The organism is Candidatus Accumulibacter meliphilus (assembly GCF_036625345.1).
Classification (GTDB): Bacteria; Pseudomonadota; Gammaproteobacteria; order Burkholderiales; family Rhodocyclaceae; genus Accumulibacter; species Accumulibacter meliphilus.
The window spans coordinates 156803-179472 of record NZ_JAZKTZ010000005.1 but is presented as its reverse complement, the minus strand read 5'-3'; the positions used below and the strand labels follow the sequence as shown (position 1 = coordinate 179472).

Sequence of the window (22670 nt, the reverse complement as noted above, 5' to 3'; positions counted from 1 at the left end):
CCCACCGGAATCGCCCGACGGGCAGGAAACATGTTCCTCGAATTCCCCATCTCACGCCCCGTTCCTTTTCGCGCACGACGGAGAACGGCGAGTCGTGAGTCGCGGACGCGACTTTCACGCTAGCTGCATGTATAACGCCGCTGGTCAGATCAACAGGGAGCAGCTGGTCCAGCGCTTCGCGCCAATGGTCAAGCGCATCGCTTGCCATCTGATGGCACGTCTGCCGGCCAGCGTTCTGCTCGACGATCTGGTCCAGAACGGGATGCTCGGCCTGCTCGACGCGATTGGCCGTTTCGAGGTCGGTGTGGGAGCACAGTTCGAAGCCTACGCCGCGCAGCGGGTACGTGGCGCGATGCTCGACAGCCTGCGCGAGAACGACTGGTTGCCGCGCAGCTTGCGACGCAGCTGTCGCCTAATCGAGGCGGCCATCGCGCAGCTGCAACAGCAAACGGGTCGCGCGCCGACCGAAAAAGAGCTCGCCGACGCTCTCGACATGACGCTGGCGGACTATCAGAAGATGCTGCAGAGCGCTCGCGGGCACCAGTTGGTTTATCTCGAAGACCTGATCAGCGAGGAGGGTGAGGATTTTCTGGAGCGTCATCAGGTTGAGGAGAATTGCGATCCGGCGCAGCTCTTCGAGGACGAGAGCACCCGTCAGGCGCTGGTCAGGGCGATTGCCGATCTGCCCGAGCGTGAAAAGCTGATGATGGCGCTCTACTATGAGCGGGATCTCAATCTGCGTGAAATCGGGGAAGTGATGGGCGTCAGCGAATCACGCGTTTGTCAGCTGCACAGTCAGGCCGTGATGCGCTTGCGCACGCGCCTGGCTGGCGCGGTGGACAAGAAGCGAAAGAAAATCGAAAAGAATGGATAGGACCAGTGTTCTCGGTCTGCTGATCGGCGTGCTGGCGATTGTCGGCGGGCAAATTCTCGAAGGTGGCCACGTCGGCTCCTTGTCGCAGCCGACAGCGCTGCTCATCGTCGTTGGCGGCACCCTGGGGGCGGTCATGTTGCAGAGTCCGTATGCGACCTTCGTGCGCGGCATCCGCATGGTGAAGTGGGTTTTTCGCCCGCCAGTGTCGGATCCGCAGCAACTGATCCAGCAAATTGCCCACTGGAGCCAGGTGTCGCGGCGTGAGGGCTTGCTGGCGCTCGATGCGCTGGTCAATGAGCTGGCGGACGAGTTCACCCGCAAGGGATTGCAGTTGCTCGTCGATGGCGCCGAACCGGAGCGCCTGCGTGAGGTTCTGGAGGTCGAAATAAACACTTTCGACCAGGAAATGAAACTCTCGGCCAGAATCTGGGAGGCGGCTGGCGGTTACTCGCCGACGATCGGCATCCTCGGCGCGGTGATGGGTCTGATTCACGTGATGGAGAACCTGTCCGATCCGTCCAAACTTGGCGCCGGCATCGCCGTGGCCTTCGTGGCCACGATCTATGGCGTCGGCCTGGCCAACCTGGTCTATCTACCGATCGCCGGCAAGTTGAAGGCGCACATCAATCGCATGATCACACGGCGCGAAATGATCGTCGACGGGCTGGTCGGTATCGCCAATGGTGATAATCCACGCATCATTGAAAGCCGTCTGCGCGGCTATATTTTCTAGACTGTGGCACGTCGAAAACGCGCCGAGGAAGGGCACGAAAACCACGACCGTTGGCTGGTTTCGTACGCGGATTTCATTACCCTGCTGTTCGCTTTCTTTGTTGTGATGTACGCCCTTTCCTCCGTCAATGAGGGAAAGTACCGAATCCTGAGCGATTCGATGATCAGCGCTTTTCGCAATGTACCGGCCAACAGCACCGGCCAGTTGGCGCTGATCGTGCCGACACCGGCACCGGTGGCGAAGCCCGGTCTGGCCAGCAAGACGCAGGAGGCCGTCAAACAGAAACAGCGCGAGAGTATGCGCAGTATTGCCAAGGACATTCTTGAGGTGATGGCGCCCCTGGTCGCGCAGGGGAAGGTGCGGGTCCTTGAAACCAGCCGCGGAGTGACCATAGAAATTAACGACAGCATCCTGTTCTCGCCAGGGCAGGCCTTGATTCAGCCGCCACTGGCACGCGCCATGGAGGCGGTGGCCGAGGTGCTGGTGGGGACCGATTTCCCGATTACCATCGAGGGGCACACCGACGATGTGCCGATCAGCAATACACAGTTCCCGTCCAACTGGGAGCTGTCGGCGGTGCGCGCTACCACCGTTCTGCGTCTCTTCGCGACAGCCGGTATCGCGGCGCCGCGGCTGACCGCGATCGGCTATGCCGATACGCGCCCGGTCGAGCCGAATGCACTGGCGGACGGGCGGGCGCGCAATCGTCGGGTCTCGATTCTGATCGACTCGGCGATCCCGGAAAAAGGCACTGAGGTCGATCTGCAGGGGCAGGGCGAGAGCGCTGAGTCGGCCGCCGATCCGGCGACAGTGGTAGCGCCCGCACCACCCGCAAGCACGGTAACTCCGCCGCCGCTGCCAGCACGCTAGGCACTATCGCTGATGCGCCGGCCGCTGGGTGGTGCGCTTTGTCCGTCCGGGCCATACAGATTGCCGGTCGCGTTGCTTCCCAGGAGCACTTCGAGCGCCTGCGCATTGTTCTGCATACGTTCCTGGATCAGTTCGCCATTGACGCGATTCAGTTCGCGCGCCTGACCGGCGACGGCCAGCAAGGCTGACCAGATGCTGTGAACACTTGTTTCGACGGGGTGCGCAGCAAACCAGGCGGCCATGCCCTGGCGATCATTGAGCAGGCCGCTGGCGGCCAGCAAGCGTTTGCGTTGGGCGGCGAGCCTTGCCAGTTCGGCGGCGACATTGTTCTTCTGGCGCACCAGATCGAGAAGGTCGTCGACTTCGCCTTTGACCAGCATTTGCTGTTCGCGCTCGAGCAGGGCGACAAAGCTCCGTGCTGCGGCGATCTCGTTGTCGACGGTCTGCGCGAACTCGGCACTAGCGCTGAGCTCGCTGAGTGCGCTGACCTCGCTTCCCTCTGGTTTCGCGGCCATTGGTTTGCCGGCGATCAGGTCTGCCGTTGCGAAGCGATCAGTTCGCTGGCCGACTCGATGAGGCGGTCGGCAATGGCTTCGGCGTTGATCGTGAAGCGACCTTCGGCGATGGCCTGTTTGATCTCGGCCACGCGGGTGGCATCAAAGGCCGGGGCCTCTCCCGACGAATGCAGATGGGTTGCCAATTCACTGAGATGCACTTCGGCAGCCGCATTGCTGGTCGGTTTGCTGATGTTGCCGCGCGTGCGGGTGTCACTGCTGACGGTGGCGCTGGCCGTCGTGCTGGTGCTGTCGATCTTCACGGTGTTGCCCCTTGAGCGGTTGTTCTCAATTCATCTATCGGCGCAGAACGACAAAACTTTAACATTATTTTCAGCAACATCCTGCAGATAGCTCAATAGCTCACTTCAACGATGCCGCCGGGACGTGCGACTCCGCTGACGACCTGCCCGGAAGCGGTGCTTACCCGGACGATCTCGCCGTCGCTGGCGTTGTTGAGGGCCTTGCCTTCGTTGCTGACCGAGAAACCCGCGCCTTTCGACTGCAGCTTTACGCTTTGTCCCTGCTGCACTGCCAAGGGTGCGGTGAGCAGGTCGTTGCGCAGGGGTTGGCCGGCCGCGACGCCGTTCTTGACCGTTTTGCCGATGGCCTGCGCCGGATCGGTCACGATACTGGCCGGCAGACTGCCGAGATCGCCCTGCTGAGCAAAGACGTCTGCGGCGCTGATCACCTGGCCACGATTGAGCTGGCGCGCCGTGACCAGGTAGCTTCCGGAGATTCTGATCTGCACCGGCACATAAATCGTCCATGTCTCGGGTGCCAGGCAACGTACGCCGATGGTGGTTCTTCCCCAGAGCCGACTACCCTGCGGCAGGAAAGGTTCGTAAGCGCTGCATGGCGCCTCCTGCGCGTGCTGGTCGAGACGGCCGATGCTGTAGCTTGCCTTGCCCGGCAAGCCCTGGGTCTGAATGCGCAGATAGTTGTCGAGAGCGGCGCTCAGTGACTCCTGGGCGCTGACCCCGCTGCTCGCGGCGGCGAGAAGAAGAGCGAGCAGCGATTTGGCAAGGCGGGTGGCGCGATGGCGGACGAGCTTGGAGATAGGCATCACGTCATTCTGCCTGATTCCGGCCGCCTCGCGAAGCGGCCCGGAGATGAATGCCCGGCGAGGAGGGCGGCAAATTTTGCCGTGGGGCCGGCAAATGCCGGTCGGCGGTTACAGCAGAGCTCCGGCAAATGCCTGCCGGCTCGCCGCTGACGGATATGGCACGGCTATTGCTTGTTGACTGTCCATGAGAACAGAGCACGGAGGGGCACGCTGATGGTCGGCAAAATCCAGGAGGCGCTTTCCTTCCAGCTGCAGGCATTGACTCTGCGTGCCGAGCGGCAGCAGGTGCTGGCCGCCAATATTGCCAACGCCGATACGCCGCATTACCAGGCCCGCGACTTTGATTTCGCAAGCACGCTGCAGCAGGCGGTCAGTGGTCGCGAGCAGGCGGGTCTGCGTCTGGCGACCCTGGGCTTGGCCTCCTTGGCCACCTTGGCCAACACTTCCCCGCAGCATTTGCCGGGCACGGCGGCGGCAGCCGATCCACTGCAGCTGCTCTATCGGCAGCCGACGCAGGCCAGTGCCGATGGCAACACGGTGGACATGGATGTCGAGCGGGCGCAGTTTGCCGAGAATTCGTTCTTCTACGAAGCGGGCCTGAGCTTTCTGACCGGGCGTATCAATACCTTGCGCTCGGCGATCCAGGGGCAATAAGGAATGAGTGTTTTCAACACCTTCAAAGTGGCCGGTAGCGCCATGACCGCGCAGGCGCTGCGCCTCAACGTGGTGGCCAGCAACCTGGCCAATGCGGATAGCGTGATCAGCTCTGACGGCCAGCCGTATCGCGCCAAGCAGGTGGTGTTCGCGGCGACGCCGATGGGCAGTGCGGCGGCGCAGGGCGTTCGGGTGACGCAGGTCGTCGAGGACAGCAGCCCTGGGCGCCTGCTCTATGACCCGCGTAATCCGGCGGCCGACGAAAGTGGCTACGTGACCATGCCCAATGTGAGCGTCGTCGACGAGATGACCAACATGATCTCGGCGTCGCGCGCCTACCAGACCAACGCCGAAGTCATGAATACCGCCAAACAATTGCTGCTCAAGACCCTGGCGCTTGGCCAGTAGTCACGACGACACCCTGGAGAAAGAAACGATGGAAAGCGTGCAATCGAGCACTTCAAGCAGCGACATCCTGGCGTCGCTCAACGCTCAGACCAAGTCCGGCACCAATCAGCTCTTGTCGACGACCGAGGAGGTCCAGAATCGCTTCCTCAAGCTGCTGGTAACGCAGTTGAAGAATCAGGATCCGCTCAATCCGCTCGACAACGCGGCAGTCACCAGCCAGATTTCACAGATAAATACGGTCACCGGCATAGAGCGGCTGAATACGACGCTCGAGACTTTGCTCAGCACCTTCAACGAGGGACAGGCAGTGCAGGCCGCCGGGCTTATCGGCAAGAACGTCCTGGTCGGCGGTTCCGGGCTGGCTCTGGTCAATGGTCAGGCGAATGGGGGAGTCAATCTTGCCACGCCTGCCGACAACGTGACCCTGACGATTTTCGGTGCTGGCGACAACGTCATTCAGAGCGAGCGCCTCGGCGCCCACGACGCCGGCAGCTTTGCGTTCACCTGGGATGGGATGACTGCTCAGGGCATCCCTGCGCCAGATGGTACTTATCGTTTCACGGTGAACGCGGTGCGCGGTAGTGAAACGGTGGCCGCTGAGGCTCTGCAGATTGGCACGGTAAATGCTTTGGTTAGAGAAAAAGGCAGCTACCAGCTCGACCTGGGTGGGCTGGGACGGGTCGCTTTCGACAAGGTTCAACAGATTCTCTAGGCGTAGGAGGCAAGAATGAGTTTTCAGCAGGGTTTGAGCGGCCTGAACGCGGCGTCTTCGTCGCTGGACGTGATCGGCAACAATATTGCCAACTCCAGTACGGTTGGTTTCAAGAGCGGCAGCGCGAACTTCTCGGACATCTACGCCGCCTCGCTGGGCATCGTCTCCGGTGCCAAGATCGGTATCGGTGTCGGCGTCGGGGCGGTGCAGCAGCAGTTTACACAGGGCAATCTGACGACCACCAACAATCCGCTCGACCTGGCGCTCAACGGTGGCGGTTTCTTTCGCCTGAGCGACGAAGGCGCGCTCAGCTATACCCGCAACGGTCAGTTTCACATCGACAATGACGGCTATGTGATCAACGATCAGCGCTCTCGCCTGACCGGTTACCCGGTCGCGGCCAGCGGGGCGATAACCCCTTCCAATCCGGTCGAATTGCAGATTTCGGCGGGCCAGATTGCGCCGCTGGCGAGCAGCGACCCACTCGCTGGTGAACTGCGGGCGGTGCTCAATCTCGACTCGCGCGACTCGGCTCCGGCCGTGGGGCCCTTCGACTACAGCAATCCGGAAACCTACAATTTCTCGACGGCATTGACGGTTTTCGACACCCTCGGCGTGGTCCACAATCTGACCACTTTCTACGTTCTCAATGGCACGACGGCTCCCGGCGAGTGGACCGTGCACGCCACTCTCGATGGTGCCGATCCGCAAGTCGTGCCGGGCGGCAATCTGCGCTTCAACACGTCGGGTGCCCTCGACCCGGGCTCGGCGGTGCACGATCTGCCCTCGTGGAACCTGACCACCGGTGCCGCGTCGCCGTGGCGGCCGGGGGTCATGGATTTCACCGGCACTACCCAGTACGGCAGCGGCTCGAACGTCGATCGCCTGACGCAGGGAGGTTTCACTTCCGGCAGTCTTGTCGGGGTCGGTGTGAACGCCGATGGCATCGTCCAGGGGCGTTACAGCAATGGCCAGACGCGCAACATGGGGCAGGTGGTGCTGGCCACTTTTGCCGATCCGAATGGACTCTTGAGTCTGGGCAACAACCAGTGGAGCCTGACTTCGCTGTCCGGGCCGGAGCTGATTGGTGCGCCGGCGTCGGGCAGTCGCGGGGTGATTCAGTCGGCGGCCGTCGAGGATTCGAACGTTGATCTGACCAAGGAGCTGGTGGACATGATTACCGCCCAGCGCAACTACCAGGCCAATGCACAGACCATCAAGACCCAGGATCAGATCATGCAGACGCTGGTCAATCTGCGCTAGTGATCGACACTGAGCGAAGGACTGCGGAGGAGCCATGGATCGCCTGATCTACACCGCGATGAGTGGTGCCAAGCAGGTCGTTCTGCAGCAGGCTGGCATCGCCCAGAATCTGGCCAATGCCACGAGCACCGGCTATCGGGCAATGGAGCATCGTTTCCGCGCCGTGCCGGTGCTGGGCGAAGGTGCGCCGACCCGGGCTTTCGTCGCTGACGCCTCGGTGGCCGACGTTTTCGAACAGGGGCCGATCGTGGTCACCGGTCGGCCGCTCGACGTCGCGGTAGACGGCAATGGCTGGATTGCCGTGCAGGCTGCGGACGGTCGTGAGGCCTACACGCGTGCCGGCAATCTCAAGACCGACGCCAATGGCATGCTGAAGACCAGCAGTGGCTTGAATGTCGTCGGTGAGGGGGGACCGATCTCGCTACCGCCCGACAACAACATTGTCATCGCTACTGACGGGACGGTGTCGAGCATTCCGCGCCTGGGTGCCGGGGCCATCAACAGTGTCAACGTGGTCGGCCGGATCAAGCTGGTCAATCCACCGGAAAACGATCTGCTGCGCGGCGATGACGGACTCTTCCGGACGCGCAACGGCTTCGGCGCCCCTGCCGACGAGGACGTCAAACTGGTGCCCGAGGCGCTCGAGGGAAGCAACGTCAACTCGGTTGAAGCAATGGTCAGAATGATCAGTCTCGCTCGCCAGTTCGAGATGCAGATCAAGATGTTGCAGACGGCCGACACCAATGCCCAGGCGGCCAGCCAGATTCTCTCCATGAACCGCTGATAGGACAGGACAAGCATGATCCGCTCACTGTGGACCGCCAGTACCGGCCTTACTGCCCAACAGGTGCAGATTGACGTCATTGCCAACAACCTGGCCAACGTCAGCACCAATGGCTTCAAGCAGGCACGCGGGATTTTCGCCGATCTGCTCTATCAGACCCTGCGTCAGCCAGGTGCCCAGTCGTCGCAGACGACGCAGATTCCGGACGGTCTGCAGATCGGCCTGGGCGTGACCCCCGTTTCCACGGGGCGGATTTTCACCCAGGGTGCTCTGCAGCAAACCGGTAACAGTCTCGACATGGCCATCGACGGGGCGGGCTTCTTTCAGGTCCTGCTGCCCGACGGGACCACTGCCTACACGCGTGATGGTTCGTTTCAGAAGGACAACCAGGGCCAGATCGTCACCACCAGCGGCTATCCGCTGCAACCGGCGATCACCATCCCCGAGAATGCCTTGACGGTGACCGTCGGTACCGATGGCGTGGTCAGCATCACCCAGCCGGGGACCCCCGCGACGGTGCAGATCGGCGTCATTCAGGTGGCGACCTTCATCAACAATGGCGGCCTGCAGAGCGTTGGCGACAATCTCTACCTGGAGACTGCATCGAGCGGCACGCCAACGCCGAATACCCCGGGCAACAATGGCTCGGGGGTCGTGGTACAGAACTATGTCGAAGCCTCCAACGTCAATGCCGCGCAGGAGCTGGTACTGATGATTCAGACCCAACGGGCGTACGAACTGAACTCGAAAGTGGTGGCGGTCTCGGATCAGATGCTGGCGCGTCTGACGCAGCTGTAAGGGCCTGATGATGAGTACTGGCCGGGAGAACAAGAGAGCGCTGTTGCTGCTTCCCGTGGCCCTGCTGATGGCCGCGTGCACCACTGTGCCGCCGACCAATATCCACCAGCCGATGACCGCGCGCCCGCAGTATCGAAGCGATGCCCTGGCGGCCAATCTGGCAGCTACCGGCAGCATTTATCAGGCGGGGGCCTCGAGAACCCTGTTCGAAGATCGCCGTGCGCGTTATGTCGGCGACACGATCACGGTGACCATCAGCGAGAACAACAACGCGGCGACCAAATCGAACACCAACGTCAGCAAGACCGGCAGCATCAGCGCCACCGCCGGGCCGTTCGCGGGTTCGCCGGCCAACTGGTTCCGGCCCGGGGAGCTGAACGCCAGCAGCAGCAATGTCGCCGCCGGCAAAGGCGATTCGGCGGCCAACAACGTGTTCACCGGGACGATTACGGTGACCGTCATCGAGGTCTTGCCGAACGGCAATCTGCTGGTTTCCGGCGAGAAGCAGGTGGCCATTGGTCAGGGGCAGGAATACATCCGGCTTTCGGGAATCGTCAATCCGTATTTCGTCAACGCCGCCAATACCATTCCCTCGTCACAGATTGCCGATGCTCGCATCGAATACAAGGAGAGCGGGGCGATCAGCGAAGCGCAGGTGATGGGCTGGCTGGCACGATTCTTCCTTACCGTCCTGCCATTCTAAGGAGAACACAGTGGTCCCGACTATCGTCAGGCAAACCGGCAAAATGCAGGGTCGTGCGGCGGTTTTTGCCGCTCTTGCCGGTTTGCTCGCCCTTTCATCGCTGAGTTTTCCGGTAGCGGCCGAACGGATCAAGGATCTGGCCTCGGTGCAGGGCGTGCGTAGCAACCAGTTGGTCGGCTACGGGCTGGTCGTCGGCCTGGACGGTAGCGGAGACCAGACCACGCAAACGCCTTTTACCACCCAGAGCATCATCAACATGCTGGCGCAGCTGGGTACCACCCTGCCGACGACGCAATCCCTGCAACTGAAGAATGTTGCCGCGGTAATGGTGACCGCCAATCTGCCGTCATTTGCCAGGATCGGGCAGGTCATCGACATTACCGTATCGTCGATGGGCAACGCCAAGAGTCTGCGTGGTGGGACGCTGGTGATGACGCCGCTGAAAGGCGCCGATGGTCAGATCTACGCGCAAGCCCAGGGCAATGTGCTGGTTCCCGGGGTCGGCGCGGGCTCCGCCGGCAGTCGGGTGACGATCAATCACCTGCTTGCCGGCCGTATCGTCGGCGGCGCAACCGTCGAGCGTGAAGTGCCGACGGCCTTGGGGCAGGGCCCCTTTGTTCACTACGAGATGCGGACGACCGACTTCGGAACGACGCAGCGGGTGGTCGAGGTGATCAACCGCGCCATCGGTCCCGGCACCGCGCAGGCGCTCGACGGTCGGCGGGTGCAGGTGATCGCCCCCGAAGACGCGAACAGTCGGGTCGCTTTCCTGGGGCATCTGGAGAGTCTCGAAGTACGGCCGACCAAAGGAATCGCCAAGGTGATCATCAACCCGCGTACCGGCTCGGTGGTGATGAACCAGATGGTGACCATCGAATCCTGCGCCGTCGCGCACGGCAATCTTTCGGTGGTCATCAATACCGAACAGCAAGTCAGCCAGCCGAATGCGCTGGCGGCGGGGCAGACGGTGACCACCACGCAGAGCGAGATCGAGATCAAGCAGGGGGGCGGTAGCTTGATGTCGCTGAAGGCGGGTGTCAATCTCGCTGATGTCGTCAAGGCCATCAATGCGCTCGGTGCCGGACCACAGGATCTGCTTTCCATCCTGCAGTCCATGAAAGCGGCCGGCGCCTTGCGTGCCGAGCTGGAGATCATCTGAGTCCGCGTTCAAGACCCCATCCCACCAGCGCATCCGCCCATGCAATCAATCACGCTTGCCAGCGATACTGCCAACACTCGCCTTGCCATCGATCCCGCCGCGGTCGCCGATCTGCGCGCCCGGCTCGCTCAGGATTCGCAAGGCGGCATGAAGCAGGTAGCACAGCAGTTCGAAGGCATGCTCCTGCAGTTGCTGCTAAAAAGCATGCGTGATGCGACGATCAGTGGCGGCATGCTGGACAGCCAACAAAGCAGCTTCTTTACCGCCCTTGGCGATCAGCAAATGGCCCTGAACCTGGCCACCCAAATGCCCATGGGCCTGGCAGAATTGATCGAACAACAGCAGTCGGGGCGAGCGGCCAAGGCCGGCCAAGCCGAGGTCACGCATTCAACCAGTGCAAACGTCGCAACCAGCGCAAACCTCGCAAGCAGCGCAACCCGCACAACTCTCGACGCCTTGCAGCAGTCGTTGAGTTCCCTGTCGCCGGCAACTGCGGCGGGCTATCTCGGTGGCGCTCGCCACCGGGCGGGCCTGCTGGCGAGCACGGCGGGCAGCAGTCGCGCAGCAGCGCTGGCCGTGGAATCGCCTTCGGCGCCACGTGACTTTGTCGATCGTGTCTGGCCACACGCCCAGGCCGCGGCCGCGGCCACCGGTGTCCCGGCACGTTTCCTGGTCGCCCACTCGGCGCTGGAGAGCGGCTGGGGACGGCGCGAGATCAGCCTTGCCGATGGTTCTCCGAGCTTCAACGTCTTCGGGATCAAGGCCGGGCGCAACTGGTCGGGAGCGACGGTCGAGGTCGACACGACGGAGTTTGTCAATGGCGTGGCGCAGTCCGAACGCGCGACGTTTCGCGCCTATGCTTCCTACGCCGAGGCGTTTCGCGACTACGCCGAGCTGCTCTCCAGCAAGCCACGCTATGCGGGCGTGCTTGGCCAGCAGGATGCCGTACAGTTCGCCCGTTCATTGCAGGAGGCGGGCTACGCGACGGACCCGATGTACGCCGACAAGCTGGCGCGCATCATTGCCGGCAACACCCTGCGCCAGGCCCTGGCCGGCTAGGCGCTCGATGGCGCGCGTCGGCAATCGCCTAAACATTCGCGCGGCCCTGCCGTTAACAGAACAATCAAACAGGAGTTCACCGCATGGGCTCAGGAATCATCAATACCGCAGTGACCGGTCTGCACGTCGCTCAGTATGGGCTGCTGACCACCGAACACAATATTGCCAACGTCAACACGCCGGGCTTTTCACGCCAGCGGAGCATCCAGGCGAGCAATGCCGGCTTGCTGACCGGCGCCGGCTATGTTGGGCAGGGTGCGCACGTGGCAACGGTCGAGCGCATGTACAGCCGTTTTCTGACCGAGCAGGTGGACCGTTCGCAGAGCAGCGCCAGTGAACTGGAGACCTACCACGCCCAAATCAGCCGGATCGATGATTTGCTCGCCGACCCGGGCACCGGGCTGTCGTCAGCGCTGCAGGGGTTCTTCTCCAGCGTTCAGGACCTTGCCACCAATCCTTCGGGCTTGGAGAGCCGCCAGGCGATGGTCTCGGCGGCGCAGTCACTGAGCGCCCGCTATCAGTCCTTGAGCGATCAACTGGCCGAGATGTACGATGGCATCAACAATGGAATCACGGCTGCCGTCGCCAGCGTCAATTCCTACGGCGAACAGATCGCCTCGCTGAACGGTCGCATTGCGGTTGCCGAAGCTTCGACCGGGCAACCGCCGAATGACTTGCTCGATACGCGCGACCAGATGGTGCTCGAACTGAACCAATTGATCCGTACCCGCACGACGACCAACACGGATGGCAGCTACAACGTCTTCGTCGGCAGCGGCCAGCAACTGGTTGTCGGCTCGCAGCTGGTCGGCATGGCGACCATGGCGTCGAGCGCCGATTCCTCTCGCCTGGTGGTCGGTTTGCGGACCGCGGCCGGGGTCCAGGAGATGCCGGAGTCCTTGATCAGCGGTGGCAGTTTGAGCGGCTTGCTGGCTTTCCGCAGCGAGTCCCTGGATAGGGCGAGCAACGATCTGGGCAGCAACGCGGCTTCGCTGGCCTTGACCTTCAATGCGCAACACGCGCTCGGTCAGGATTTCTTCGGTCAGTCGCAGCTCGCTTCGTCGCCGCCGACCAGCTTCACGCCGCAGTTCTTTGCGGTTTCTCCGCCAGTGGTGATCGGCAACACCCGGAATCCGCCGGGTAGCCCCCTGGTCAGCGCTGCTTTCGTCAGCCCGCAGCCCTTCAATGGCAATTTCTACGCCGATCTGGGCAACAGTGACTACCGACTCAATGCCGACGGCGCTGGCCTCACCCTGACCCGCTTGACGGACAACAAGCAATGGACGGGGGCCGACCTGGCGGCGGTGAACGCACAGCTGAGCAGTGATCCGCAGGGTTTTGAGCTGGCTTCACCGGGGGCCCTGGTGGCGGGTTCCAGCTATCTGATTCAGCCGACGCGGGGAGCGGCGCGCGGCATCGTGGTGAATCCTGCGCTGATCGCCGACTCGCGTCTGGTCGCCGCGGCCGGACCGCTGCGGGCCGCCGTCGGCACGGCAAATACCGGTACGGCCACCATTTCATCGGGCCAGGCCGGACCCGGCTATGCGGACGCCGTGGCCGGATTGCCGATCAGTCTGGAATACAACGCGGGCGAACTGCGCAACTTCCCGGTCGGTACGCGGGTGTCGATCGACGGTGCAGCGCCGGTGGACATCACCGCACTCGACCAGAGCATTGCCTACACCAGCGGCGCAACGGTCACCCTGGTGGGTTCGGCCAGCGTCAGCCCGCCCACCGGCTTCAGCTTTGTGATGACCGGCTTGCCAAATAATGGCGACCGCTTCACGGTCGAGATCAACAGCGGGGCCACGGCCGACGGGCGCAACGCGCTGACCCTTGCGCAGCTGCAAACGCAGCACACGATGTCCGGGCAGACGGCTTCCTATCAGGACGCTTATGCGCGCCTGGTGAGCGAAACCGGCAACAAGACACGCCAGTTGCAGGTCAGCTCCGAAGCGCAACAGAACTTGTTGGCGCAGGCACAAGCGAGTCGCGACTCGCTGTCGGCGGTCAATCTGGACGAGGAAGCGGCGAACCTCATTCGCTATCAGCAGGCCTACCAGGCGTCGGCGAAGGCATTTCAGATTGGCGCCTCCCTGTTCGATACCATTCTCGAACTGGCGGCTTAAGGAGACCTAGATGCGGATCAGCAGCAATCAACTTTATGATGCCGGTGTGCGTGGCATGGAGCGCAACCAGAGCCAGCTGCTCAAGCTGCAGGAGCAGATTTCAAGCGGCCGGCGAATTCTCACGCCGGCCGACGATCCGGTCGGGGCGGCGCGAGCGCTCACCGTCACGCAGACCCGTGAGGTTGCCGCCCAGTACGCGCGTAATCAGGGCGCGGCAGCCGATCGCCTGGGGCTGGTCGACAGTCAGCTCGGTGCGGTGACCGGTCTCCTGCAGAGCATTCGCGAGCGCGTGATTCAGGCCGGGAATACGATTCTCAGCGACAGTGACCGTCAGGCCGTGGCCAGCGAACTCGAGGCGCGCTTCGCGGAATTGTTGGGAATTGCCAACAGCAAGAATGCCGACGGTGATTACCTCTTTGCCGGTCACCAGGGCGCGACGACGCCATTCGTGCTCAGTGCGGCGACATCGTCGGCAGCACCGACCTCGGTCAGCTATTTCGGTGACGATGGCGAGCGTCTGATGCAGGTCGGGCCGGCACAGCAGATGCCGAGCAGCGTTGCCGGCAGCGATCTGTTCATGAACATCCGTGAAGGTAATGGCAGCTTCCTGGCCGCCGCTGGCGGTGACGGTGGCACCCTTGCCAACCGGGGTGCCGGGGTGATTGACGGCGGCTCGGTGCTTGACCCGCAGAAGTGGCAGCGTGCGTTGAATTCGGATTTCTGGCAGGGAAGCAGTAATCAGGCGCTGGAAATTAGATTCTCGTCGCTCGCCGGGACCAGTCATTACCAGCTGTTCGACGTCTCGACGCCGCCGCCGCCGGCCGCTGCTTTGCCGGCCCGGTCAGTCAGTGGGCTGCTGCCATTTACTGCCGGACAGGCGATTCCACTGCTGAGCATCGCGCCGGCGGCGGACTTTGGCGCACAGGTGGTAATCAACGGCCTGCCGGCCGATGGCGACAGCTTCAGCGTCACGCCGAGTGGCAACAAGAGCGTTTTCCAGACGATGCAGGAGCTGATCGGCCTGCTCAACTCGCCACTCGCTTCGAGCCAGGCGAGGAGCGAATTCACCGGCCAGCTGGCAGCTCACCTGAACCATCTCGACCAGGCGCAGGCCAACGTCAGTCGCGTGCAGGCATCGGTCGGTGCACGCCTGCAGGCACTGGATGATCTGAGCAGCAACTCGGCGGCGGTCGATATCCTGCATCAACAGAGCCTGTCGGCTCTTCAGGACCTGGATTACGCGCAAGCGCTCTCGGACTTCACGCGTCAGCAGTTGAGTCTCGAAGCCGCCCAGAAGTCCTTTGTCACGATCAGTGGCCTGAGCCTGTTCAGCTATCTTTAAGCGATGAACATGCCCAGGCTCCTCCCTGCCACCCTTTTTCTCGTCACTCTACTGATGACGGGCTGTGGCAGTGTCGACGTGCAGCCGCCGCCGCGGGCAGCGAGCAGCCCCCCCGACAGCCGCTTTGCGCAGTCACCCGATCCGACCGTCAGCGTCGAGCCTGGCAAGGCCGTCGCCATGGTCGGGGCGGTGGGCTATGCCGCCTCCGCCTATACCGGGCCGGCGGCGAATCTCGGCTTGGCCGCTGCTGGCGCGATCATCGCCTACGTGGTCTACGATCCGCTGGCACCGAACTGGACTATCGAAGAGCGGATGATCGGCAGCGACACTTACCTGCTGTCGATGCGCGCCAAGAGTTTCCGCACCGGCGGCGATGGTGAGTCCGGATTGATTCTCCAGCGGCGAGCGCTGCAGTTGCAGCGCAAACATGGCTTCCTGGGCTTCCGGATTCTGGACTATTCCGAGGGTGTCGAATCGAGCACGCCTTTTACGCATCGCTACGCGGAAGGCACTTTCCAGTTGGTCCGAAGTCATCTCGAGACGGTGCATTAGGGCGCGGCCGGGGAGAAATTGCCGAGCATGGCCTGCAGGCCGTACTCAAAAATCTGCTGCATGGGTTGGCTCAGATACGACAGACCGAACACCAATCCAGCGAAGCCGAGAGTGATGGTCAGCGGAAAGCCGATGACGATCAGGTTGAGTTGCGGTGCGGCGCGGCTCAGGATGGCCAGCGCCAGGTTGGTGACTAGCAGCGCGACAAGAATCGGTAGCGCCAGGAGTAGCCCCGACGAGAAGATCAACGCACCGGAACGCGCCAGCTGCCACCAGCTGCCGGTTTCCGGTAGTCCTGCACCGACGGGGATGGCGGTGAAGCTGTGCGCCAAGGTGGCGATGACCATCAGGTGACCATTGATGGCCACGAAAATCAGCAGTGCCAGCAGCCCGAGGAATTCCGAGACCACCCCGGTCTGACCGGCGGTCAGAGGGTCGTAGGCGGTGGCGAAGCCGAGACCCATCTGCAGGCTGATCATGCTGCCCGCCAGGTCGACTGCGGCGAGCACCAGGCGTATGGCGAAACCCATGGCAAAGCCGATGAGCATTTGTTGCGCGAGGATCAGGAGACCTGCACCTGACGCCGGGTCGACCGCGGGCATCGGCGGCAGCGCCGGGGCGATGGCCAGGGTGATCGCCAAGCCGAGGATGAGCCGGATGCGGACGGTCAGGGCGGGGTTGTTGAAAGGCGGCGCGCTGACCAGGACGGCGAGGACGCGTGCCAGCGGGAAGAAGAAGGCGACGATCCAGGCGTTGATCTCGACCGAGGTCAGGCTGATCATCGCCGCCCTAGCCGACCAGTAGAGGAATGCTCTCGAACAGTCGGCGCACGTAGTCGACCATCAGCCCCAGCATCCAGGGGCCGGCCAGGAGGAGGATCAGAAAGACCCCGACGAGCTTGGGAATGAAGGACAGTGTCTGCTCGTTGATCTGCGTCGCGGCCTGAAAAACACTGACGATCAGGCCAATCAGCAGCGCCGCGAGGAGCAGTGGCGCTGCCAGCAGCAAGGTCATCTCGACCGCCTGACGCGCGATATCCATGACCAGTTCGGGCGTCATGTGGCGAAACTGGCGACCAGCGAACCGAGGATCAGATGCCAGCCATCGACGAGCACGAAGAGCATCAGCTTGAAGGGCAGGGCGATCATCACTGGCGACATCATCATCATGCCCATCGACATCAGCACGCTGGCGACGACCATGTCGACGATCAAAAAGGGAATGAAGATGATGAAGCCGATCTGGAAAGCCGTCTTCAGCTCGCTGGTAACGAAGGCCGGGACCAGCAGCCGCATGGGGATGTCGTCGGCAGACTGGAAGCGCGGTGCGTTGGCCATGCGCGCAAAGAGCGCGATATCTGCTTCGCGCGTCTGCTTGAGCATGAACTTGCGCAGGGGCACGGCGCCGCGTTCGATCGCCTGCAGATAGGTGATTCTGTTTTCCGACAGTGGTAGATAGGCTTCGCTATAGACGCTGTCGAGCACTGGCGACATGATGAAAAAAGTCAGGAAAAGCGCCAGACCGAGCAGTACCTGATTGGGCGGCGAGGTTTGCGTCCCGAGCGCATGCCTGAGCAGCGACAGGACAATGATGATCCGGGTGAAGCTGGTCATCATCAGCAGCGCCGCCGGGATGAAGGTCAGTGCCGTCAGTGTCAGCAGGGTCTGCACCGACAGCGTGAAAGTCTGGCTGCCAGCCGCGCCCGGGGTGCTGGTCAGCGCCGGCAGGCCGCCGGCCTGAGCCCAGGCCGCCAGTGGCGCGAGCGAAGCCAGCACCACCGCCAGTACCACGCGCAGCACGCCGCCGCGGCTGCGTCTAGCGGCCTTCATTCCTGCGCTCGGCGACTTGCTTGAGCCATTGCGAGAAAGGTTTTTCGCCGTCGCCGGTCGATGGCAACTCGCCTTTCGGTAGCGTATGCAAGGTTCGGATCTGGCCGGGTACCAGGCCGACAACGAGCCAGGTATCACCAATCTCGACCAGCACGATGCGTTCTCTGCTGCCGATGATCAGACCGCCAACGACGCGCATCGGGCCATTGCTGCCGAAACCACGGCCGCCGTTGAGCCGGCGCAGAAAGTAGGCGGCCAGAAACAGGACAGCGATGACCAGTGCCAGTCCGAGAACGCTTTGCAGCATCGTCGCCAGCGACAGGCCAGGGGGCTCGGGAAGCGCGGTCTGCGCCAGCGTGCTGCCCGAAAACACCGCGCACAGCAGCCAGCACGCATTAAGCGTCGGGTGGTAAACAAAGGGCTTGAGGTGTCGAAGCAAGAGGGGCCGCCGGCTCAGAATGCTGCTCGCTATCTTAAAGCAAGCGTGGCGAAGCGCATACGCCGTGCTTCGCAAAGTTCGTTGGGGAAGGGCCGCTTCGCGAAAGGCTGGCAGTGTGCGGGTGATCTATTTCAGTCGCAGCAGAGAAGCCGGGGTGGTCTTGCTCACGCTCTAGGCGACGGTTCACCGCTCTCTTTCGACGCGCTGCCGCTGGCTTCGGCCGCGCAGGAGAAAGCGGCCGGGGTCGACGGCGTCGACCAGATCATCGGGCAGCGGCAGGGGGGCGGCGGTGATCAGGCAGGCGAGCAGTTCGCCGGCGAGAGCCGACCAGACGATGCCGCGGGCGCCGAAGCCGTTGATCAGGTAGAGACCCGGCAGGCGCGGCATTTCGGAGAGTGCTCGGGAGGGTGCGTCGGGGTCGATCGCTGCGGCGTCGCCAATGGCGCCGATCATCGGCAGGCGATCGGGGGACAGGGGGCGGAAGCCGACGCGTCCGGCGAGGTCGCGTGCCTGAATCCCGTTGCCGTAGCCGGGCAGGATGAAGTCGAGTTTGGCCAGGTTTTCGGCGTGGTCGCTTTCGCGCAGCGCGGCTTCGCCATCATCGACGCTGAAAGTGGCGCCAGCGCAGCGCAGGCCGTCGATGGCTGGAGTCACGTAGCCGAGGCGGCAGACGACGACGTCAGGCGCCGACCCTGCTGTTGCGGCGAGATGCGAAACCTGTCCCCGGGCGGCGCGCAGGGGCAGATGGGCGGTAACGGAGAAATGTCGGGCGGTCGTCGCATTGGCGAGGATCAGTACCGGTGCTGCGGCGATGACGTCGCCGGCGGCGTTGCGGGCGCGCCAGAGATCGGCCGGGCGGTCGATCTGCGCCACCTCCGCGGCGTAGTGGGCAGTGATGGCTGTGGCGTAGCGGGCGAGATTGGCGCGGCACAGCGACCCCGGATCGACCCAGCCTCCGCCGGGGAACCACCAGCCGCCGCTGGCCACCGGCCAGGCGGCGAGTTTCCGCGCCTGCTGACGATCGACGAAGTAGAGTTGGTCGGCTGCCGCCTTCCGGATCTCGACGACCCGCTGCTGGGTGGCAGCGTGCGTTTCGTCGCGAGCCAGATGCAGGACGCCGGTTTGTCCCCAGCGCAGCGGCTCACCGGCGGCGGTCAAGGCCGCGAAATGGCGGCAGGCGTGTTCGAAGCCGGCCCGGGTCAGGCGCGCCAGGCGGTTGTCGTCGAGCGAAGGGAGCGGGCGCAAGACGCCGGCGACGTTGCCCGAGGCGCCCTGGGCGGGCGCGTGGGCGCGCTCGATGAGGTCGATTTTCCAGCCGCGCGCGGCCAGGCGTTCGGCGGCGCTGCTGCCGGCCAGGCCGGCGCCAATGACGATCGCGTGCGCATTCATGGCCGGGCGGTGCGCGGCACTTACTCGGGCCGCATCTGCGGGAAGAGGATCACGTCGCGAATGTTCGCCGAGTCGGTGAGCAACATGATCAGGCGGTCGATGCCGATGCCGCAACCGGCGGTCGGTGGTAGACCGTATTCGAGCGCGCGCACGTAATCGGCGTCGTAGTACATGGCTTCTTCGTCGCCGGCGTCCTTGGCCCTGGCCTGTTCGAGAAAGCGGGCTGCCTGATCCTCGGGGTCGTTCAGCTCCGAGAAGCCGTTGGCGATTTCGCGGCCGGCGATGAACAGCTCGAAGCGCTCGGCGATTTCCGGCTTGCTGTCGCTGCGTCGGGCCAGGGGGCTGACCTCGGCCGGGTAGTCGATGATGAAAGTCGGGTCCCAAAGCTCGGCTTCGGCGGTCTCTTCGAAGAGCAGTAGCTGCAGGGTGCCGAGGCCGGCGGTAGCACTCATCTCGACTTTCATCGCGGACAGCTTCGCGCGCAGCCAGGCGGCGTCATTGAGTTGTTCGACGCGGTAGCCGGGATGGTCCTTGCGGATCGCTTCGATGATCGTCAGGCGCGCAAAAGGCTTGGCGAAGTCGAGGGTCCGGCCCTGGTAGGCGAAGATTTCGCTGCCCAACGCCTCGCGCGCGCTGTGGCGCAACAGCCCTTCGGTGAAGTTCATCAGGCGGCGATACTCGGAGTACGCTTCGTAGAACTCCATCATCGTGAATTCGGGGTTGTGCCGCGGGCTGATGCCTTCGTTGCGGAAGTTGCGATTGATTTCGAAGACTTTTTCGAGGCCGCCGACGACCAGGCGCTTGAGGTATAGCTCCGGCGCGATGCGCAGGAAGAGCTCCATGTCGAGGGCGTTGTGGTGCGTCTTGAAGGGCTTCGCCGAGGCGCCACCGGGGATGGGATGCATCATCGGCGTTTCGACTTCGAGGAAACCGTCGTTGACCATGTAGCTGCGGATCGACTGCACGATGCGACTGCGGACGGCGAAAGTGAAGCGCGAGCGCTCGTTGGTGATCAGGTCGACATAGCGCATGCGGTACTTCTGTTCCTGGTCGGTCAGGCCGTGGAACTTCTCCGGCAGCGGCCGCAGCGACTTGGCCAGTAGCCGTACTTGCGAGCATTCGACGGTCAGTTCGCCGCTGCGGGTGCGAAAGAGGGTGCCGACAGCGCCGACCATATCGCCCATGTCCCAGCGTTTGAATGCCGCGTAGGCTTCTTCGCCGATCAGGTCGCGGCTGACGTAGGCCTGGATACGTCCCGAAAGGTCCTGCAGAGTGATGAACGAGGCCTTGCCCATGACCCGCTTGAGCATGATGCGACCGGCGACGCGCACTTCGACCGGCAAGGCGGCGAGCTCTTCGCGGTCTTTTTCCTCGTACAGTTCGACGATTTTGCCGGCGGTGTTCTCGCGTGCGAAGTCGTTCGGATAGGCGCTGCCGGTCTGCCGCCATTCGGCGAGCTTGGCGCGTCGTTCGGCAATGATGCGGTTCTCGTCGTGCTGCGCGGAGCTGTCCTGCGGGGTATCGGTGTCGGGCATGATGGCGGTCGGTCTCGGGTGATCAGCGGGTTATCACTGCTTTGCGGGGTTGGCCAGGGTCTGCGCATCGGTGGCTGCACGCTCGAGCAGGAAAGCGCCGATGGCCTGGGCCGTGGCCTTGTCGGCAGGCATGCCGTACCAGCGTGAAAACGCGGTACGCGTGTCGCCCGGATCGTCGCTCGCTGGCGGCAGGTAGAAGAGGCCGCTGGCGCGCCCGCTTTGCGGGTCAAAGAGGATGTAGAGGTGTTCGTCGAGGCAGCCCGCGGAGCTGCAGGCCGAAGTCAGGACGTAGGCGGTGCCGTTGATGTCGACGCGCTCGGCTCGCTTGCCGGCGGCGAGTCGCTGCGTCCATGCCGGGAAGTCGAGTTCGCCGACTGCGCTGCGGTAAGCTTTGGCAAACTCCGGCTTCGCCTTGAGCAGTGCTTCCGGCTGCTGGCCGACATAGGCGTCGAGCGAGCTGTCGAGCGCGGCGGCGAAGGTCGGCACGAAAGTTGACACAAGCAGCAGGCCGGCCAGGGCGCTGGTGAGGAAGGCTCGTGGCATGGGTCAGACTCCCTGTTTGAGGCTTGCTTCGATGAACTGATCGAGGTCGCCGTCGAGCACGCTCTGCGTATTGCCGACCTCGACGTTGGTCCGCAGGTCCTTGATTCGCGACTGGTCGAGAACGTAGGAGCGGATCTGGTGGCCCCAGCCGATATCGGACTTGGCGTCTTCGAGTTTCTGCTGCTCCGCCTGGCGATTGCGCATTTCAGCCTCGTAGATGCGCGACTTGAGCATGGCCATCGCTTCGGCGCGGTTGCGGTGCTGCGAGCGGTCGTTCTGGCACTGGACGACGATATTCGTCGGCAGGTGCGTGATGCGTACCGCCGAATCGGTCTTGTTGATGTGCTGGCCGCCGGCGCCGGACGCCCGGTAGGTATCGATGCGCAGGTCGGACGGGTTGATGTCGACCTCGAAGGAGTCGTCGATTTCCGGGTAGGCGCTTACCGAGCAAAAGCTGGTGTGGCGGCGGGCGTTCGAGTCGAAAGGTGACTTGCGCACCAGGCGGTGAATGCCGGTTTCCGAGCGCAGCATGCCGTAGGCGTACTCGCCGTTGAGCTTGATGCTGGCCGTCTTGATGCCGGCAATGTCGCCTTCGGACTCCTCGAGCACTTCGACCGCGTAGCCTTTGCGTTCGCCGTAGCGCACGTACATGCGCAGCAGCATGGCCGCCCAGTCCTGCGCTTCGGTACCGCCGGCGCCGGCCTGGATGTCGACAAAGCAATTGAGCGGGTCGGCGGGGTTGTTGAACATGCGCCGGAACTCAAGGCCGGCGACATCCTTCTCGATGCCGTCGATGTCGGCCGTAATCGCCTGCAGCGTTTCGTCATCATCTTCTTCGCGGGCCATGGCGAAGAGTTCGCCAGCGTCACGGAGGACCTTACCGACCGTATCCAGCGTCAGCACGATATTTTCGAGCGAGCGCTTGTCGCGGCCCAGGTCCTGCGCGCGCTCGGCGTCGTCCCAGACTTTCGGATCTTCGAGTTCTAGAGAGACGGCCTTGAGTTCATCGGCTTTCTGATCGTAGTCAAAGATACCTCCGCAGTTCGGCGGCTCGCTGACCGAGGTCGTCGAGTCGGTTTTCGATGAGGTTGAGCTGTTCGGCTTCCATGTTTTCTCTGATCGCTTGAAGAATGAACCGCACATTATATACGTCCGCTGCCAGCTGCCGGGCGGCAGCTTCGGCGCGCGGACGCTGGGCAGCTTCGCCGCTGTTCACGAGTGATGCTGTGTCAGGGCACCCTCGCCCTGCTTGCCACTTCGCTTGCGTAGGGCAAA

General features: G+C 63.1%; 26 protein-coding genes. 15 read left to right on the top strand and 11 right to left on the bottom strand.

Features of this window, described 5'->3' with window-relative positions; all coding sequences use genetic code 11:
- Window positions 1–127 precede the first annotated feature (127 nt).
- Genes V5B40_RS11875 through motD form a run of 3 tightly spaced genes read left to right on the top strand, consistent with a single transcriptional unit; the run spans window position 128 to window position 2477 of the window.
- Window positions 128–874, top strand: a complete 747-nt coding sequence (locus V5B40_RS11875; protein WP_332354692.1) for an RNA polymerase sigma factor FliA — start codon at window positions 128–130, stop codon at window positions 872–874.
- Window positions 867–1607: a flagellar motor protein gene (locus tag V5B40_RS11870; RefSeq protein WP_332354691.1), complete on the top strand. Its 741-nt coding sequence runs from the start codon at window positions 867–869 to the stop codon at window positions 1605–1607. Before V5B40_RS11875 ends, V5B40_RS11870 begins: the two co-directional genes overlap by 8 nt.
- 3 nt (window positions 1608–1610) lie before the next feature.
- On the top strand, window positions 1611–2477 hold the full coding sequence (gene motD / locus V5B40_RS11865) for a flagellar motor protein MotD (RefSeq protein ID WP_332354690.1): 867 nt from the start codon (window positions 1611–1613) through the stop codon (window positions 2475–2477).
- On the opposite strand, the gene V5B40_RS11860 is transcribed toward motD, so the two are convergent.
- From V5B40_RS11860 to flgA, 3 genes are all read right to left on the bottom strand, one after another.
- Window positions 2474–2992, bottom strand: a complete 519-nt coding sequence (locus V5B40_RS11860; RefSeq protein ID WP_332354689.1) for a flagella synthesis protein FlgN — start codon at window positions 2990–2992, stop codon at window positions 2474–2476. The two genes, motD and V5B40_RS11860, sit on opposite strands and share 4 nt — an antisense overlap.
- Window positions 2993–3006: 14 nt before the next feature.
- Entirely contained in the window at window positions 3007–3294 is a 288-nt protein-coding gene (flgM, locus tag V5B40_RS11855) for a flagellar biosynthesis anti-sigma factor FlgM (RefSeq protein WP_332354688.1), read from the bottom strand.
- A gap of 92 nt (window positions 3295–3386) precedes the next feature.
- Window positions 3387–4097 carry a flagellar basal body P-ring formation chaperone FlgA gene (gene flgA, locus V5B40_RS11850; protein WP_332354687.1) on the bottom strand — a complete coding sequence of 237 codons (711 nt, stop codon included), beginning with the start codon at window positions 4095–4097 and terminating at the stop codon, window positions 3387–3389.
- A 213-nt stretch (window positions 4098–4310) separates the two neighbouring features.
- Here flgA and flgB point away from each other — a divergent pair, with 213 nt between their 5' ends.
- From flgB to V5B40_RS11790, 12 genes are all read left to right on the top strand, one after another.
- A complete protein-coding gene (gene flgB, locus V5B40_RS11845; protein ID WP_332354686.1) occupies window positions 4311–4751 on the top strand; it encodes a flagellar basal body rod protein FlgB in 441 nt (146 codons plus the stop codon).
- 3 nt (window positions 4752–4754) lie between these two features.
- Window positions 4755–5159, top strand: coding sequence for a flagellar basal body rod protein FlgC (gene flgC / locus V5B40_RS11840; RefSeq protein ID WP_332354685.1), 405 nt, complete (start codon window positions 4755–4757; stop codon window positions 5157–5159).
- Window positions 5160–5187: 28 nt separating this feature from the next.
- Window positions 5188–5871 (top strand): flagellar hook assembly protein FlgD, encoded by a 684-nt coding sequence (locus tag V5B40_RS11835; RefSeq protein ID WP_332354684.1) that lies wholly within the window; start codon window positions 5188–5190, stop codon window positions 5869–5871.
- A gap of 15 nt (window positions 5872–5886) precedes the next feature.
- Complete coding sequence (gene flgE, locus V5B40_RS11830) at window positions 5887–7134, top strand: flagellar hook protein FlgE (protein WP_332354683.1); 1248 nt, start codon at window positions 5887–5889, stop codon at window positions 7132–7134.
- Between the two features lie 34 nt (window positions 7135–7168).
- A complete protein-coding gene (locus V5B40_RS11825) occupies window positions 7169–7918 on the top strand; it encodes a flagellar basal body rod protein FlgF (protein WP_332354682.1) in 750 nt (249 codons plus the stop codon).
- 15 nt (window positions 7919–7933) lie between these two features.
- Entirely contained in the window at window positions 7934–8716 is a 783-nt protein-coding gene (gene flgG / locus V5B40_RS11820) for a flagellar basal-body rod protein FlgG (RefSeq protein WP_332354681.1), read from the top strand.
- Between the two features lie 10 nt (window positions 8717–8726).
- Window positions 8727–9419: a flagellar basal body L-ring protein FlgH gene (locus tag V5B40_RS11815; protein ID WP_434735871.1), complete on the top strand. Its 693-nt coding sequence runs from the start codon at window positions 8727–8729 to the stop codon at window positions 9417–9419.
- 43 nt (window positions 9420–9462) lie between these two features.
- Window positions 9463–10578 carry a flagellar basal body P-ring protein FlgI gene (locus tag V5B40_RS11810; protein WP_332354900.1) on the top strand — a complete coding sequence of 372 codons (1116 nt, stop codon included), beginning with the start codon at window positions 9463–9465 and terminating at the stop codon, window positions 10576–10578.
- A gap of 39 nt (window positions 10579–10617) precedes the next feature.
- Window positions 10618–11637 (top strand): flagellar assembly peptidoglycan hydrolase FlgJ, encoded by a 1020-nt coding sequence (flgJ, locus tag V5B40_RS11805; protein ID WP_332354679.1) that lies wholly within the window; start codon window positions 10618–10620, stop codon window positions 11635–11637.
- A gap of 83 nt (window positions 11638–11720) precedes the next feature.
- Entirely contained in the window at window positions 11721–13766 is a 2046-nt protein-coding gene (gene flgK / locus V5B40_RS11800; RefSeq protein ID WP_332354678.1) for a flagellar hook-associated protein FlgK, read from the top strand.
- Window positions 13767–13776: 10 nt separating this feature from the next.
- Window positions 13777–15108 (top strand): flagellar hook-associated protein FlgL, encoded by a 1332-nt coding sequence (gene flgL / locus V5B40_RS11795; protein ID WP_332354677.1) that lies wholly within the window; start codon window positions 13777–13779, stop codon window positions 15106–15108.
- A 9-nt stretch (window positions 15109–15117) separates the two neighbouring features.
- Window positions 15118–15660 (top strand): hypothetical protein, encoded by a 543-nt coding sequence (locus V5B40_RS11790; RefSeq protein WP_332354676.1) that lies wholly within the window; start codon window positions 15118–15120, stop codon window positions 15658–15660.
- Here V5B40_RS11790 and fliR read toward each other — a convergent pair.
- The 8 genes from fliR to prfB all read right to left on the bottom strand — a co-directional run bounded on the left by fliR (window position 15657) and on the right by prfB (window position 22503).
- Entirely contained in the window at window positions 15657–16442 is a 786-nt protein-coding gene (gene fliR, locus V5B40_RS11785; RefSeq protein ID WP_332354675.1) for a flagellar biosynthetic protein FliR, read from the bottom strand. The two genes, V5B40_RS11790 and fliR, sit on opposite strands and share 4 nt — an antisense overlap.
- 7 nt (window positions 16443–16449) lie before the next feature.
- On the bottom strand, window positions 16450–16719 hold the full coding sequence (gene fliQ, locus V5B40_RS11780; RefSeq protein WP_332354674.1) for a flagellar biosynthesis protein FliQ: 270 nt from the start codon (window positions 16717–16719) through the stop codon (window positions 16450–16452).
- Window positions 16716–17489 carry a flagellar type III secretion system pore protein FliP gene (fliP, locus tag V5B40_RS11775; RefSeq protein ID WP_332354673.1) on the bottom strand — a complete coding sequence of 258 codons (774 nt, stop codon included), beginning with the start codon at window positions 17487–17489 and terminating at the stop codon, window positions 16716–16718. Before fliP ends, fliQ begins: the two co-directional genes overlap by 4 nt.
- Window positions 17476–17928: a flagellar biosynthetic protein FliO gene (gene fliO / locus V5B40_RS11770; RefSeq protein ID WP_332354672.1), complete on the bottom strand. Its 453-nt coding sequence runs from the start codon at window positions 17926–17928 to the stop codon at window positions 17476–17478. The genes fliP and fliO overlap by 14 nt, the downstream gene beginning before the upstream one ends.
- 183 nt (window positions 17929–18111) lie before the next feature.
- A complete protein-coding gene (mnmC, locus tag V5B40_RS11765) occupies window positions 18112–19317 on the bottom strand; it encodes an FAD-dependent 5-carboxymethylaminomethyl-2-thiouridine(34) oxidoreductase MnmC (protein ID WP_332354671.1) in 1206 nt (401 codons plus the stop codon).
- A gap of 20 nt (window positions 19318–19337) precedes the next feature.
- The gene (gene lysS, locus V5B40_RS11760; RefSeq protein ID WP_332354670.1) at window positions 19338–20852 is read right to left on the bottom strand and encodes a lysine--tRNA ligase; all 1515 of its coding nucleotides are present in this window, start codon (window positions 20850–20852) and stop codon (window positions 19338–19340) included.
- A gap of 33 nt (window positions 20853–20885) precedes the next feature.
- The gene (locus V5B40_RS11755) at window positions 20886–21395 is read right to left on the bottom strand and encodes an Ivy family c-type lysozyme inhibitor (RefSeq protein ID WP_332354669.1); all 510 of its coding nucleotides are present in this window, start codon (window positions 21393–21395) and stop codon (window positions 20886–20888) included.
- 3 nt (window positions 21396–21398) lie between these two features.
- Window positions 21399–22503, bottom strand: a protein-coding gene (gene prfB, locus V5B40_RS11750; protein WP_332354668.1) for a peptide chain release factor 2 whose coding sequence is annotated in 2 segments (ribosomal slippage) — window positions 21399–22421 and window positions 22423–22503 — 1104 coding nt in all. Because the reading frame shifts where the segments join, the coding sequence is not laid out codon by codon here.
- Between the last annotated feature and the right edge of the window lie 167 nt (window positions 22504–22670).